The 14,689-nt window shown below is 72.5% G+C and carries 13 protein-coding genes; all 13 read left to right on the forward strand.

Annotation, left to right across the window (positions count from 1 at the left end; translation table 11 throughout):
- Nucleotides 1-38 precede the first annotated feature (38 nt).
- Nucleotides 39-1,829 (forward strand): fatty acyl-AMP ligase, encoded by a 1,791-nt coding sequence (locus ABZ906_RS00565; RefSeq protein WP_361375702.1) that lies wholly within the window; start codon nucleotides 39-41, stop codon nucleotides 1,827-1,829.
- A 1-nt stretch (nucleotide 1,830) separates the two neighbouring features.
- On the forward strand, nucleotides 1,831-3,675 hold the full coding sequence (locus ABZ906_RS00570; protein WP_361375705.1) for an acyl-CoA dehydrogenase family protein: 1,845 nt from the start codon (nucleotides 1,831-1,833) through the stop codon (nucleotides 3,673-3,675).
- The gene (locus tag ABZ906_RS00575) at nucleotides 3,669-5,432 is read left to right on the forward strand and encodes an acyl-CoA dehydrogenase (protein WP_361375708.1); all 1,764 of its coding nucleotides are present in this window, start codon (nucleotides 3,669-3,671) and stop codon (nucleotides 5,430-5,432) included. Before ABZ906_RS00570 ends, ABZ906_RS00575 begins: the two co-directional genes overlap by 7 nt.
- A gap of 36 nt (nucleotides 5,433-5,468) precedes the next feature.
- Nucleotides 5,469-5,750, forward strand: coding sequence for an acyl carrier protein (locus ABZ906_RS00580; RefSeq protein WP_361200461.1), 282 nt, complete (start codon nucleotides 5,469-5,471; stop codon nucleotides 5,748-5,750).
- Nucleotides 5,750-8,818 carry a beta-ketoacyl synthase N-terminal-like domain-containing protein gene (locus ABZ906_RS00585; RefSeq protein WP_361375711.1) on the forward strand — a complete coding sequence of 1,023 codons (3,069 nt, stop codon included), beginning with the start codon at nucleotides 5,750-5,752 and terminating at the stop codon, nucleotides 8,816-8,818. The genes ABZ906_RS00580 and ABZ906_RS00585 overlap by 1 nt, the downstream gene beginning before the upstream one ends.
- Nucleotides 8,815-9,858, forward strand: coding sequence for a 3-oxoacyl-ACP synthase III family protein (locus ABZ906_RS00590; protein ID WP_361200455.1), 1,044 nt, complete (start codon nucleotides 8,815-8,817; stop codon nucleotides 9,856-9,858). Before ABZ906_RS00585 ends, ABZ906_RS00590 begins: the two co-directional genes overlap by 4 nt.
- Nucleotides 9,855-10,100 carry an acyl carrier protein gene (locus tag ABZ906_RS00595; protein ID WP_361375714.1) on the forward strand — a complete coding sequence of 82 codons (246 nt, stop codon included), beginning with the start codon at nucleotides 9,855-9,857 and terminating at the stop codon, nucleotides 10,098-10,100. Before ABZ906_RS00590 ends, ABZ906_RS00595 begins: the two co-directional genes overlap by 4 nt.
- Nucleotides 10,097-10,978: a 2-oxo acid dehydrogenase subunit E2 gene (locus ABZ906_RS00600; protein WP_361200449.1), complete on the forward strand. Its 882-nt coding sequence runs from the start codon at nucleotides 10,097-10,099 to the stop codon at nucleotides 10,976-10,978. The genes ABZ906_RS00595 and ABZ906_RS00600 overlap by 4 nt, the downstream gene beginning before the upstream one ends.
- Nucleotides 10,935-11,762 carry a 4'-phosphopantetheinyl transferase superfamily protein gene (locus ABZ906_RS00605; RefSeq protein ID WP_361200446.1) on the forward strand — a complete coding sequence of 276 codons (828 nt, stop codon included), beginning with the start codon at nucleotides 10,935-10,937 and terminating at the stop codon, nucleotides 11,760-11,762. The genes ABZ906_RS00600 and ABZ906_RS00605 overlap by 44 nt, the downstream gene beginning before the upstream one ends.
- A gap of 97 nt (nucleotides 11,763-11,859) precedes the next feature.
- The gene (locus ABZ906_RS00610; protein WP_361200443.1) at nucleotides 11,860-12,327 is read left to right on the forward strand and encodes a DUF4260 family protein; all 468 of its coding nucleotides are present in this window, start codon (nucleotides 11,860-11,862) and stop codon (nucleotides 12,325-12,327) included.
- Nucleotides 12,328-12,387: 60 nt separating this feature from the next.
- Entirely contained in the window at nucleotides 12,388-13,491 is a 1,104-nt protein-coding gene (locus tag ABZ906_RS00615) for an alpha/beta hydrolase (protein ID WP_361375717.1), read from the forward strand.
- On the forward strand, nucleotides 13,488-13,676 hold the full coding sequence (locus ABZ906_RS00620; protein ID WP_361375720.1) for a hypothetical protein: 189 nt from the start codon (nucleotides 13,488-13,490) through the stop codon (nucleotides 13,674-13,676). Before ABZ906_RS00615 ends, ABZ906_RS00620 begins: the two co-directional genes overlap by 4 nt.
- Nucleotides 13,673-14,662 carry an alpha/beta hydrolase gene (locus tag ABZ906_RS00625; protein ID WP_361200435.1) on the forward strand — a complete coding sequence of 330 codons (990 nt, stop codon included), beginning with the start codon at nucleotides 13,673-13,675 and terminating at the stop codon, nucleotides 14,660-14,662. The genes ABZ906_RS00620 and ABZ906_RS00625 overlap by 4 nt, the downstream gene beginning before the upstream one ends.
- Nucleotides 14,663-14,689: the final 27 nt, after the last annotated feature.

Consider the following 14,689-nt stretch of genomic DNA (forward strand, 5'->3'; position numbering starts at 1 on the left):
GCTGCGCCGGCGGATCGTCGAAAGGTCAGGGAACGACGTTGACAGCCTTCCGAACCTTTACGGAACTGGTCCTGGCGCGTACCGACGCGCTCGGATCCAAGGACGCCTTCATCTTTCTGCCGGACGACGCCAAGGGTTCGGCCCCCCAGCACCTGACGTATCGCCAACTCGACCTGGAGGCCCGCAAAATAGGGGCCTGGCTGCAGCAGAACGGGGCCGCCGGGCACCAGGTCCTGCTGCTGTTCCCCTCCGGCCTCGAATTCGTCAAGGGCTTCATCGGCTGCCTGTACGCGGGGGCCGTCGCGGTGCCCGCGCCGCTCCCCACCGAGCAGGGCAACCACTTCACCCGGGTCTCGGGGATCCTGCGCGACGCGGAGGCGCGCGCGGTCCTCACCGACTCGGACAACGCCCCCGACATCACGGCCTGGCTCGCGGCCGAGAACATGACCGACGTGCGGTGCCTGGCCACCGACGCCCCCGACCACGGTGACGCGGCGGCCTGGACCGCGCCGAGCCTGGTCCCGGAAGACCTCGCGTTCCTCCAGTACACGTCGGGTTCGACCAGCGACCCCAAGGGCGTCATGGTCTCGCACCGCAACCTGCTCGCCAACGAACAGGCCATCAAGAACTCGGCAGGGGGCGACGCCCACACCCGCTACGGCGGCTGGCTGCCCTTCTACCACGACATGGGCCTGATCGGGCACATCCTCCAGCCCCTGTTCCTCGGCGGCTCGGCCGCCCTGATGTCGCCCGTGTCGTTCCTCAAGCGGCCGCACCGCTGGCTCCAGATGATCGGCGACCACAAGGTCACCATCGGCGGCGGCCCCAACTTCGCCTACGACCTGTGCCTGCGCCGCGTCACCGACGAGCAGCTCGCCACCCTCGACCTGTCCAGCTGGCGGGTGGCCTGCAACGGAGCGGAGCCCGTGCGGGCCGAGACGATACGGGCCTTCACCGAACGCTTCGCACCCGCCGGCTTCCGGCCCGAGACCTTCTTCCCCTGCTACGGCATGGCCGAGACGACGCTCCTGGTCTCCGGCACCCCGCAGGCCAGCAGGCCCGTCATCCTCGGCGTCGACTCCGAGGCCCTGGAGGCCGGTGAGCTCGCCGACCCGCGCGAGAACGCGCCGAGCCGCACCCTGGTCAGCAGCGGCATCGTCAACGCCGACGACTTCGACGTACGCATCGTCGACCCGGAGACCCACAAGGAGCGCGACGAGGGAACCGTCGGCGAGATCTGGGTGCGCGGCGAGAGCGTCGCGGGCGGCTACTGGAAGCGCCCGCTGACCAACAAGGAGATCTTCGACGCCGCCATCTCGAACGGCAACGGCGGCCAGGACGCCGGCGGTTGGCTGCGCACCGGCGACCTGGGCGTCCTGGAGGACGGCCAGCTCTATGTGACGGGCCGGCTCAAGGAACTGGTCATCTTCGCGGGCCGCAACCTCTACCCGCAGGACATCGAGCGGGCGGTACAGGGCACCGACAAGGCGCTCGGCATCGGTGCGGGCTCGGTCTTCGCCGTGGAGACCGACCGCGAGCACCTGATCATTGTCCAGGAGGTGCGCACCAGCAAGATCGCCACCGATCTGCGCACCCTGGCCACCGGCGTCCAGGCCTTTGTCGGACGGGAGTTCAACATCCCCGCGGGCAATGTGCTCCTGGTGCGCCCCGGCACGATCCGCAAGACGACCAGCGGCAAGATCCAGCGCACGCTGATGAAGCAGCTGTTCCTCAAGGGACAGATCACCCCGCTGTACGAGGTCCTTGAGCCCGCGGTCCGTGAGCTCGTCGCCGACGCCATCGACCGCCCGCTGGTTCCGGGAGCCTGACATGGAGCATCCGCCGTACCGGCTGGCCGAGGAGTTCGACGCCTTCCTCGGGGATCCGAACGACCCGCGCACCACCTTCTCGTACGAGCGCTGCGCCGAGCTCGACGAGAAGGAGGAGTTTCCCGCGGACATCTGCCGTCTCCTCCAGGAGTGGGGCCTGAGCGACTACTACGTGCCGGTCCAGCACGGCGGACAGCTCCACGACTACGAGCAGTTGCTCCAGCTCCTGCGGGCCGTCGCCAGGCGCGATCTGACGACCGCGATCGGACACGGCAAGACTTATCTGGGCGGCGTCTGCGTCTGGGTGGCCGGAGGGCCGGAGCAGGCCGAGCGGCTCGGCGCCGACATCCGGGCCGGGGTGCCGGTCTCGCTCGGCCTCACCGAGCGGGCCCACGGCAGCGACCTGCTCGCGTGCGAGGTGCAGGGCAGCCCGGTGAACGCGCCGGAAGACGGCGACGGTGACGGCTGGCTGGTGAGCGGCGAGAAGTGGCTCATCAACAACGCCACCCGCGGCTCGCTCCTCGCGCTGCTCACCCGCACGAACCCGGCGGGCGGCCCGCGCGGCTTCAGCGTCCTGCTCGTCGACAAGCGGGAGCTGGACGAGGCCGCCTACCGGCATCTGCCCAAGGTGGACACGCACGGCATCCGGGGCGCCGACATCTCGGGCATCGTCTTCGACGGCGCCCGGGTGCCGCGCCGGGCCCTGGTCGGCGCCGAGGGCGGCGGCATCGAGACGGTCATCAAGGCCCTGCAACTGACCCGCACCATGTGCGCCGCGCTCTCGCTCGGCGCGGGCGACCACGGCCTGCGCATCGCCCTGGACTTCGCCGAGCAGCGCGAACTGTATGGGCGGCGGCTCATCGAGCTGCCGAAGGCCCGCAGGACCCTGGGCGCCGCGGCCGCCGACGTACTCCTGCACGAGGCGCTCGCCCTGGTGGCCTCGCGCGCCGTGCACACCCAGACCGCGGAGATGAGCCTGACCGCCGCGGTCACCAAGTACCTGCTGCCCTCCGGCACCGAGAGCGTGCTCACCGAACTGACCCGGCTGCTCGGCGCCCGCGCCTTCCTCAAGGACGTGTACGCGCACGGCCGGTTCCAGAAGCTCGACCGGGACCACCGCATCGTGGGCCTGTTCGACGGCAACACACTGGTGAACCTCAACTCCGTCGTGAACCAGTTCCGTTCGCTGGTACGCGGTCACCGCCGCGGCACCGGCGACACGGCGGGAGCCGCGGCCGCCCAGGACCTGGCTGTGCCGCTGCCCCCGCTCGACCCGGGCCAACTGTCCGTGGTCGCACGGCGCGGCAGCGGCATCATCGCGGGCCTGGCGGGCCATGTCGCCGAGCTGACCCGCCGCGCGCAGTCCCGCCCCCAGCTGTGGCCGGCCGTCGCCGCGGCCCGGCGGCTGCTCGCCGTCACCGACACGGTGCACGCCGAGATGGAGAGCCACCAGGACGTCGTCACCGACGTGCCACCGGCCGCCTTCGAGACGGCCCGCCGCTACACCCTGTGCTACGCGGGCGCCGCCGTCACCGGCCTGTGGGCCGCGAACGCGGACCGGTTCGGCGAGGGCGAGACCGCCGCGCTCTGGCGGGACGCGCTGTGGCTGCGGGCCGCGCTCGACCGGATCCTCGCCGGCCTCGGGGAGAGCGATTCGCCCGGCACGGCCGACGACTCGGAGCCCGAGACCTACGAGGCGCTGCTCGCCGAACTGCGGTCCGCGCGCGCCCGGGGCCGCCTGTTCTCGCTCCTGGAGCAGCGGGAACCGGCCCCGCCCGAATCCGCAGGCACCAACCCCGCGAACACCGCCGCCACGCACGGCGAGAACGAGAGGACGTCATGCTGACCGGTTCCCTGCCCCAGGGGGCCCCAGAAGCCCCCGCCACCGACCAGGAGACCAGGGTCGCCGCCCGCGTCGCCGAGCTGGAGAAACGTCTCGGCGACCCGACCGACGAGCAGAACCCCGTCTCCTACGCCCGGCTCCTGGAGGCCGACGAAGCCGGGGAGATCTCCCCGGCCGGTGAGCGCGTCCTCGACGAGGCGGTGCTCAACGCCGACTTCGTGCCGCGGGAGCACGGCGGCCGCCTGGAGCGGATCGACACGCTGGTACGGGTGATGCGCCAGGTGTTCCGCCGCGACGTCACCCTGGGCCTCGGCTACGGCGTGACCTCGTTCATGGCGGGCGTCAACGTATGGACGTCCGGCTCCGCCGAGCAGCGCGAACGCCTCGCCCGGATCCTGCTCGACGGCGGCAAGGTCTCGGTCGCGTACCACGAACTGGCGCACGGCAACGACTTCGTACGCAATGAGTTCGAGGCCAAGGACGGACCGGACGGAGGCCTTCTGCTCTCCGGCGAGAAGCAGGTCATCAACAACGCCGACCGGGCCGCGGCCTGGGTCCTGTTCAGCCGCACCAGCCAGGCCCCCGGCAGCCGCAGCCACTCGGTCGTCTTCGCCGAGCGGGCGGGCCTGGACGCCGGAAGCTACCGGGTGCTGCCGCGCTACGACGCGGTCGGCGTGCGCGGCTGCCATCTGTCGGGGCTGCACTTCGACGACACTCCGGTGCCCGCCGACGCGCTCGTCGGGGATCGCGGCATGGGAGTCGAACTCGCCCTGCGCGCCTTCCAGATCACCCGCAGCGCCGTACCCGGCATGGCACTCGGCGCGGCCGACACCAGCCTGCGCACCGTCGTCTCGTTCGCGCTGGGCCGCGAGCTGTACCGCAAGTCCGTGATGGACATCCCGCACGCCAAGGCGACCCTGTCCGGGGCCTTCCTCGACCTCCTCGCCTGCGACAGCCTCTCGCTGGCCGCGACCCGCGCGGTGCATCTGCTGCCGGACGAGACCAGCGTCTACGCGGCCGCCACCAAATACCTGGTGCCGAAGATGCTCACCGAGACGATGCACGACCTGTCCATCGTCCTCGGGGCCCGCTTCTACGTCCGCGAGGGCGAGTTCGGCATCTTCCAGAAGCACATCAGGGACCTGCCGGTGCTCAGCCTCGGCCACGCGGGCTCCGCGGCCTGCCAGGCCACGATCATCCCCCAGCTGGCCCGCCTCGCCCGGCGGTCCTGGTTCGCGGGGGACCCGGCGCCGGGATCGCTGTTCCGGCTGCGCGAGGACCTGCCGGACATCCCCTTCGAGAAGCTCACCCTGGCCAGCGGCCGCGACGCGCTCAGTGCCACCCTCGTCGCCGCCGTCGAGGAACTGCCCAGCTCCACCCCCGAGGAGCGGGCGGTCCACGGCATCGCCCTGAAGATGATGGACGAGCTGCGCCAGTTGCAGGAGGCGAGCCTCGCGCTCGCCCCGGAGAACCGCACCGCCCTGGCGAGCCCCGCCACCTTCGCCCTCGCCGACCGGTACGCGGTGCTCCTCGCCGCCGCCTCCGCGATCGGCGTCTGGCAGCAGGCACGCACCGGCGACGACACGTTCCTCGCCGACCCGTCCTGGCTCGCCGCCGTGCTGCACCGCCTGGCACGCCGGCTCGGCCAGCAGCCCCCGGACCTGCCCGCGGCCGTCGACGCCCGGCTGCACGAGGAAGTGCTGCGCCGCTTCGACCAACGCCGGAGCTTCGACCTCTACAACACGCCGCTGGCCGGCTGACCCCGAGCCACTCACCGCCGAACCAAGGAGTGCACCATGCCCGCATCCCTCACCGGACACACCCGTGAGTCGCTCACCACCTGGCTGACCGAGCGCATCGCCCTGTACCTCAAGCGGCAGCCGTCCGAGATCGACGCGGCCGTGCCGCTGGCCGAGTACGGCCTCGACTCGGTGGCCGCCTTCGGCCTGTGCGGCGACATCGAGGAGGACTTCGACTTCGTCCTCGAACCCACCGCCGCCTGGGACTACCCGACGGTGCACGCGCTCGCCGACCACCTCCTCGCGGAATTCGCGGCCGTGGAAGGCGGCGCCAGCTGATGGAACCCATCGCCATCGTCGGCATCGACTGCAGGTTCCCGGGGGCGCCGGACACCCGCGCCTACTGGGACCTGCTGTTGCGCTCGGGAGACGGTGTGGGGGAGGTGCCCCGGCTGCGGTGGGAGGCCAAGGAGTTCCACGCGGCCGCCGGTTCGCCGGGGCACACGAACACCACCGAGGGCGGCTTCGTCAGCGACCCCGACGCGTTCGACAACGAGTTCTTCACCATCTCGCCGCGCGAGGCCGCCGCCATGGACCCGCAGCAGCGGCTGCTCCTGCAGTGCGCCTGGCGCGCCGTCGAGGACGCCGGGGTCGCCCCGCACCGCCTCGCCGGATCGGACACCGGCGTCTTCGTCGGCGTCATGGGCAACGAGTGGGCGCAGCTCCACCTGACCGACTACGACAACGTCACCGCGCAGATCGGCTCCGGCAACGGCTACTGCATGACCGCCAACCGGGTCTCCTACCACCTGGACCTCAAGGGGCCCTCGCTGGCCGTCGACACCGCCTGCTCGTCGTCGCTGGTGGCCGTGCACCTCGCGGTCAACTCCCTGCTGTCCGGGGAGAGCGACGTCGCGCTCGCGGGGGGCGTCAACGTCGCGCTCACCCCGGCCCTCTCGATCTTCTACACACAGGCGGGCCTCTCCGCGCCCGACGGCCGCTGCAAACCGTTCAGCGCGGACGCCGACGGCATCGGGCGCGGCGAGGGCGTCGGCGTCGTCGTGCTGCGCAGGCTGGCGGACGCGGTCGCCGACGGGCAGCGCGTCTACGCGGTGATCCGCGGCACCGCCGTCAACCAGGACGGGCGCTCCAACGGCATCACCGCACCCAACCGCTGGGCACAGCAGGACGTGCTCGCCGCCGCCTACCGCAGGGCCGGCGTGGAGGCGTCCGACGTCACCTTCACGGAAGGGCACGGCACCGGCACGGCCCTCGGCGACATGATGGAGATCAAGGCCCTGGGCCACCATCACGCCGGGCGCGAGGGCAAGCCGATGGCGCTCGGCTCGGTCAAGGGCAACCTGGGGCACACCGAGGGCGCCGCGGGCATCGCGGGCCTCATCAAGGTCGCCCTCGCCCTGCACCACAGGGTGGTTCCCGCGAGCCGGTTCGCCGCCAAGGAGAACCCCGGCCTGAAGCTGCGCGAGCGCGGACTCAGACTCCTGAAGGCCCCTCTCCGGCTGCCCGCGACGGGCGTCGTCGCCGGGCTCAGCAGCTTCGGCATGGGCGGCACGAACGCCCACGCCGTCCTGGAGAGCGCACCGGCGGCCGCGGGCCGGCCGGCGCGGCCCTCCGACGCACCCGGCGGGCTCGCCGCCGCCGTGTTCACTCTCACCGCGCCGGGCGTCGAATCGCTGCGGCGCAACCTGCTCGCCCAGGCGGACGCGGCGGCGGCGCGGCGGGTGCCGGTGGGGGCGCTTGGCTGGACCAGCAACCACGTCAAGGGCGGCCACCGCCACCGGTTCGCCGTCTCCGCGGCGGACACGGCGCAGCTGGTGACCCGGCTGCGGGAGGCCGCGGCGGACGACGACGTCCTCGACCGCCTCACCGCGGCGCCCACCGGCCGCCCGCGGGTCGCGTTCCTCCACACCGGGCAGGGCTCCCAGTACCCGGCGATGACGGCGGGCCTCTACCGGGACTCGGGCCTGTACCGCTCCTTCCTCGACGAGGCCGACGCGGCGCTCCTGCCGCACACGGACACCTCCGTACGCGATCTGCTCCTCGGCAGGTCCGGCGACGTCGACGCCATCCACCGCACCCGATGGACCCAGCCCGCCCTGTTCGCCGTCGAGTACGCCATGGGGCGCACCCTCGACGCGCTCGGCGTGCGGCCCGACCTGCTCATCGGGCACAGCGTCGGCGAATACGCGGCGGCCGTCCTCGCCGGGGCGCTGCCCCTGGACGGCGCGGCGCGGCTGATCGCGGCGCGGGGCGCGCTGATGCAGGAACTCCCCGAGGGCGGCGGCATGCTGTCGGTGCGGGCCGCGCGCGAGTCCCTCGAGGAGCGGGTGGCCGCGGAACCGTCGGTGGGCATCGCGGCCGTCAACGGTCCGCAGGCCACCGTCCTGTCCGGTGATCTCGCCGCCCTGGAGCGCATCGAGACCGTGCTGACCGCGGACGGCGTGCGTACCCGCAGGCTGACGGTGTCGCACGCCTTCCACTCGCCGCTCATGGAGCCGGTCGTCGAACGCTTCGCGGCGCTCGCCGAGAAGGTCGGCGGCGGGGTGCCCGGCATCCCGGTCTACTCGACGGTGCGCGGGCGCCTCCTCGACGGCGAGGCGATGGACGCGGCGTACTGGACCGAACACATCGGCGCCCCGGTCCTCTTCGCCGACGCGGCGGCCGCCCTGCTCGACGACGGGGCGAGCCATCTGGTGGAGACCGGGCCGCGCCCCGTCCTGTCCCGGATGGTCCGCTCCCTCAGTGGTGCGCGGCCAGGCCCGGAGCCCACACACGTCACGCCGGTGCCCGCCGAGGGCGCGGGCGGCCAGGACCTGGCCGACGCCCTGGCCGCGCTGTACCGCGGCGGCGTCGACCCCGACTGGGACGCCGTCTACGAGGAGCGGGACCGCGTACCGCAGCAGCTCGCCGCGTACGCCTTCTCCGACCAGCACCGCTACTGGGCGGCGCGGATCCCCTCGCGCGGCGCCGCACCCCGACCGGTCGCCCCGGCCTCGGAGTTCACCGCGCCGGAGCGCGGGCGGGAGACCAGGGAGGCCAGGGACACCAAGGAGACCCGGCAGCCCCAGTCCGGCGCCGTCGCCGTGCTCAACGTCAGCCGCGGCAAGGCGGACGGCCCGGTGGCGCTCGCCGCCCTGGAGGCCGTCGGGCAGGTCGGCGGCTACAGCTCCGACGAACTCACCCCGAAGCTGCGCCTGTACGAGGACCTCGGCTTCGACTCCGTGATGGTCATGGAGCTCAAGACCCGTCTGGACGAGCGGCTCACCGGGCTCGACTCGGTGACCGTCCAGGATCTGCTGCCGCGGCTCGCCACCATCGGCGACCTCGTCAGCTTCCTCCACGAGATCGACGCCGCCGCACCCGGCCACGAAGAGAGGACGGCATGAGCCAGGAACCGCACACCGAGACCACCCCCACCGCCCATATCGCGTCCATCGGCACCGCCCTGCCCGGCGACCCGGTGGACAACGCGACGCTCGCCAAGATGCTGGGCGTCAACGAGGAGTGGATCGAGGTCTTCATCGGCACCAAGACCCGGCACTTCGCCCGCGACCTGGCCACCGGCGAGGTCCGCTGGTCCCTCGCCGACCTGTGTGCGAAGGCCGCCGAGAAGGCCCTGTACGCGGACGGCGTCGACGCCGCCGACATCGACTTCATCGTGCTCGGCACCGCGACGCCCGACACCCTCATGCCGGCCACCGTCAACGACGTCGCCGACCAGCTCGGCCTCGACCAAGTGCCCACTTTCCAGCTCCAGTCGGGCTGCGCGGGCGCCGTCCAGGCGCTCAGCCTGGCCCAGACCATGATCGCCTCGGGGCAGTACCGCACCGGCCTCGTTATCGGCGGCGACGTGTGCAGCAAACACCTCGACGTCAAGCGCGACCTTTCCGACGCGGCCCCCAGCGACCTGGTCAACTTCGTCCTCTTCGGGGACGGTGCCGGCGCCGCCGTGCTCACGTCCGAGCCGGCCGGGCAGCGGATCGCGGTGCGCCGCGTCCTCAACCGGTTCACGGGCCTCGGCCGCAAGGCGGGGCAGGTGATCGAGTGGTTCGGGCTCGCCGACCGCCACGACGACCGCCAGGCGCTCACCGAGGACTACAAGGCCATCGAGGAAGGCGTACCGGTGATGGCCGTGGAGATCCTCTGGGAACTCCTCGGCGAACTCGACTGGGAGGCCGACGACCTGGACTATCTGCTGCCGCCCCAGCTGTCGGGCCGTATGACGCGCCGCATCACCGAGGAGCTCGGCCTGCCGACCGCCCGCGAGGTGTCCTGCGTCGCCGACACCGGGAACAACGGCAACGCCCTGCCCTTCCTGCAGATGGAGAAGCTCCTCGGCGAGATGTCACCGGGCGAGAAGGCCCTGGCGGTCGCCGTCGAGTCAAGCAAGTGGATCAAAGCCGGCTTCGCCCTGGAGAAGATATGAGCAGCCCCGCGAGCACCTTCACCGTCGACGCGTTCACCCGACTCGTCCGCGACGAGATCGGCATCCCCCTGGAGCCCGAGCACGTCACGGCGGACTTCGACGAACTCCCCGACTGGGACTCCCTCTACCTGCTGAAACTGGTGACGGCCCTGGAACGCGCCACCGGCCACGGCGTCCCCGTCGGCAGGATCCTGGAGGCGCGCAGCCTGAAGGAGATCTACGACCTGGCGGTGCCGGCATGAGCAGGGCCACGGCGCCCGGGGCGCGCACCGTCGTGGAGCGGCGCCGTCGGCACACTCTGTTCTTCCTGGAGTGGGCGGCCGGCCAGCGCCCGGTGCATCTGGACACCGACATCGACATGACGCGGATCCAGGAACACCGGTCCGAGGCCCGGGCCCGCGGCCTGCGCTACTCGTACGTGACGTATCTGCTGTACGCGGCGGGCCGCGCCCTGGAGCGGCACCCCGAGGCCAACGCGGTGATGGCACCGGGCTGGCCGGGCCTGCTGCGCGCGCCCCGCATCGTGCGGTTCGAGGGCGTGACCGCGAAACTCGCACTCGACCGGAAAGTGGAGGGCGAACGGACCGTCCTGTCCGCCCTGGTGCCGAACCTGGAGCGGGCAGGGCTGCGCGAGATACAGCAGCAGGTCGACCGCTACCGGGGGCAGGACACCGCCGAACTCCCCGAGTTCAAGGGCGTGCGGATGCTCGGACGCCTCCCGCTGCCGGTGGCCCGTACCGCGTTCGCGGCGGCGCTGCGCGACCCGCGCAAGCGGCCCGCCGTCTTCGGCACCGTCTCGGTCAGTTCACTCGGGCACGGCTCGGTGGACGGCTTCCACTCGGCGGGCGGCACCGCCGTCACCCTGTGCGCGGGGCGGGTCGCACAGCGGCCCGTGGTCCGCGCGGACGGGTCCGTGGCCGCCGCACCCGTGCTCCGGCTCGGCCTGACCTTCGACCACCGGGTGATCGACGGCGGGTCGGCCGCCGACCTGCTGACCGATCTCCACCACACCATGGAGGCCTTTGATGACGGCTCCAGCGGGCAGGCCTGCCCTCCGGACCATCGGGGAGCCGATCGTGATCACGGGGCCCGGCGGGGACTGGAGCCAAGTCCGCGCTGACCTGGACCGGCACGCCTGCACGATCCTCTACGCCCGCCTGGGCGACTGGCGTCCGGAGCAGGCGAAGGGCCCGCGCCTGCGGGCCCTGCTCGGCCGGGACTGGGCGCGCTTCCTGGAGCTGACCCACCCGGACGTACGGACCAGGTTCGCCTCGTCCCGGGTGCTGCTCAAGTTCGCGGCCGCGGCGGCACTCCATGTGCCGCCGCAGGCCGTCGAGTTGGGCTACACGCACACCGGGCGGCCCTATCTGCGCGGCTACGACGGCGTGCACATCAGCCTCAGCCACACCGACGAGCTGCTTCTCGTGGGCCTGGCCACCGGCGGTGTCATCGGCGTGGACGCGGAGCTCGCCGACCGCAAGCTGTACGGTCCGGGGCTCGACCGGCATCTGTGCACCCCGCACGAGGCCGCCGAGATCGAGGCGATGGCGCCGGAGGAACGCGATCCGGCGCTCGTGCGGCTCTGGACGCTGAAGGAGGCCTACAGCAAGGCGATCGGCCTCGGCATGCAGTTCCGCTTCACCAACTTCGGCTTCCGTACGGACGGCACGTCCACCGATGTGCTGCGCCCCGACGGCAGCCCCGGTTCGGACGGCGAGTGGACGTTCCGTACGTACGACATCGACGGCGCGTACACCGTCAGCGTGGCCGTCGGCGACGCGGGGTTCGGCCCCACGGCCGACACGGCCGCAGGCACCGCCCTCGACGCGGGAATCATGGACGCGCTCGCCGAGGTGCTCGGCGAGGACGAGGCGCAGGAGGACGCGGCCGACGACTGGTGGTGACGGGGCCCGATCCCGTACAAGCGGGCCCCAAGCACCCGCGGGAACACTGGCGGCAGAACCGACAAGCCGCGCAGGTGACCGCGACAGGAGACGCTCCATGAAGACCGATCTCCGGGTGACGAAACCCGCCCCCCGCACGACGCCGGCACACTCGCCGGCCGCCGGGGCCCCGGCTCCGCCGGCACCCGTCCCGGCGGACCGCTGGACCTGGCGCACCACCACGGGGCGGGCGCTCAGCGCGGTCACCGGAGCCGCCGCGTTCGGCACCGGACTCGCGCTCGGCGGGGCGGTGGGCTGGACCTTCTGGACCGCGCTCGTCGCCCCCGACGCCGCCTTCTTCCACCGTGGCGCGACACCGCCCGCGGGCCCCGGCATGCTCTCGCCCGACACCGTCCGCCTCTACAACACCCTGCACGACCCGCGCCTGGCCGGCGCCGCCGTGGCGGCGGGCGTGCTCACGGCGAACCGGCCGCTGCTGCTCGCCGGACTCGGCTGGACCACCCACATCGCGGTCGACCGTGCCTTCGGCTTCGGCCTCAGGCGCCCCGACGGCGCCATCCACTGACCGAACGGGCGCGACACCGTACGACGCGGGACAAGACGCTACGAGACGGGGCGGAAAGACATGGACCATCTGGAAGAACTCAAGGAATTCGCCCGCCTGCACGCCCGCGGCCAGGGCATGGCGCCCGACCACGCCGCCGGAGTGCTCGCACGCATCGACAACGACACAGCGGGCGACCCGGCGTCCTGGGCCGCCGTGTGGACCGCGGAGGGCAAGGTCGCGGCGGCCCGCGGCGACCTCCTGGACGCCTGCAGGCACTACTCCCTCGCCCGCTTCCCGTACCACGCGGACGACGACAGGGCCCTCGCCCAGCGGCTGTGCGTGGACACCTTCGACCGCTGGCGAAAGGGCCAACAGGGCATCGAACGCCTTGAGTTCAAGCACCCGGACGGTTCGTTCGCCTGCTGGGCGTCCGGCCTCGACGCGCCACGCCCGCGACCGCTCCTTGTGGTGATGGGCGGCATCGTCAGCGTGAAGGAACAGTGGGCGCCGCTCCTGCCGGTGCTGCGCAAGCTGGGCTTCGCCGCCGTCGTCACGGAACTGCCCGGCGTCGGCGAGAACACCCTTCCGTACGCCCCCGACTCCTGGCGGATGCTGACGTTCCTGATGGACCGGCTGCAAGGCCGAGCGGCGGTCGACGACACCTCGATGCTCGCCCTCAGCTTCAGCGGCCACCTCGCGCTGCGGGCGGCCGCACGGGACCGCAGGGTGTGCCAGGTCCTCACCGTGGGCGCCCCCGTCTCGGAGTTCTTCGCCGACACCGATTGGTGGCCGCAGGTGCCCGGCATCACCGCGGAAACCCTGCGCCGCCTCACCGGAACCGCCACCACCGCCGAACTCCGCTCCCTCCTGCCGCAGTTCGCGCTCACCCCGCAGGAACTGCACGCCGTACGGATACCCGTCCGGTACGTCGCCAGCAGCCGGGACGAGATCATCCCCGCCGGGGAACAGGATCTGCTGCGCCGGTGCGCCGAGAACGCCCGCTTCAAGGTCTTCGACGACGTGCACGGTTCTCCCGCCCACCTGGGCGCGATGCGGCGCTGGCTGTTCTCCTCGCTGCTGCGCCGACGCCTCGCCCGGCGCGTCTGCGTCACCACCGGGCCCGGCCGGTCCGCAGGGTCCCCCCGAACCGGCCGGCCCACCCGAGGAGGTGTCCCGTCATGACGGACTCGCCGAAACCCTCGCGTACGTCCCGAACGGTCCGGCCCTGGCAGAGCCTCGCCTCGCTCGGAGTGACCGAAAGCGATCTGACCACCGTCCACCACAGGCCCGCCGCGGCGTTCCGGCAGCCCGGCGAACGACCGGGCGAGCGGCGCCACCGTGCCCCCGAGGGAGGCAGCACACCATGACCTCGCACAATGGCTCCGGGCAGCGCGGCAACAGCTCGGCCATCCGGATGCGGTACCGCACCGTGCACGGTTACCGGCGGGCCTTCCGGATGGCCGGCAAGGGCCGGGCGATCCTCCTGATCCACGGCATCGGGGACTCCTCCGACACCTGGCGCGACATCATGCCGGGCCTGGCCCGCAACTACCGGGTCCTGGCCCCGGACCTGCTCGGCCACGGCGCCTCCGACAAACCCCGCGCCGACTACTCCCTGGCCGCGTACGCCAACGGGATGCGCGACCTGCTCGGCGTGCTCGGCATCGAACGGGTCACGCTGGTGGGGCACTCGCTCGGCGGCGCGGTGGCCATGCAGTTCGCCTACCAGTTCCCCGAGCGGTGCGAGCGGCTCGTCCTCGTCGGCACCGGCGGGATCAGCCGCCAGGTGACCCCGCTGCTGCGTGCGGCGACACTGCCGGGCGCCGAGCTGCTCCTGATGGCCCTGGGCCTCCCGACCATGCGCACCCAGCTCGGCATCGCCGTCAAGGCGCTCAGGCTCCTCGACACCGGGCTCGGAGTGGACGCCCCCGACCTGCTGCGGGTGGTGGACGCGCTGCCCGACGGCACCTCGCGCAGCGCCTTCATCAGGACACTGCGGGCCGTCGTCGACTGGCGCGGCCAGGTCGGCACCATGCTCGACCGCTGCTATCTCGCCGGGGGGATGCCCACGATGCTGGTGTGGGGAGGCCGCGACCAGGTGGTGCCCGCCACGCACGCCGGACTCGGCCATGTGGCCATGCCCGGCAGCCGCCTGGAGATCTTCGAGGAGGCGGGCCACTTCCCCTTCCGTACGGACCCGCAGCGCTTCGAGAACGTCCTGCGGGACTTCATCGCGACCACGGAACCGGCTCAGTACAGCGCCGAGCAGTGGCGGCGGATGCTGCGCAGCCGCCACCCCTCGGCACGGGGCGCGCGGCAGCAGGGCCCGGGCACGTTCCCGCGGTCCGCGTGACCGCACTCCCACCCGACGCGCCACAGC

The organism is Streptomyces sp. NPDC046925, assembly GCF_040644915.1.
In the GTDB taxonomy this organism is placed as follows: domain Bacteria; phylum Actinomycetota; class Actinomycetes; order Streptomycetales; family Streptomycetaceae; genus Streptomyces.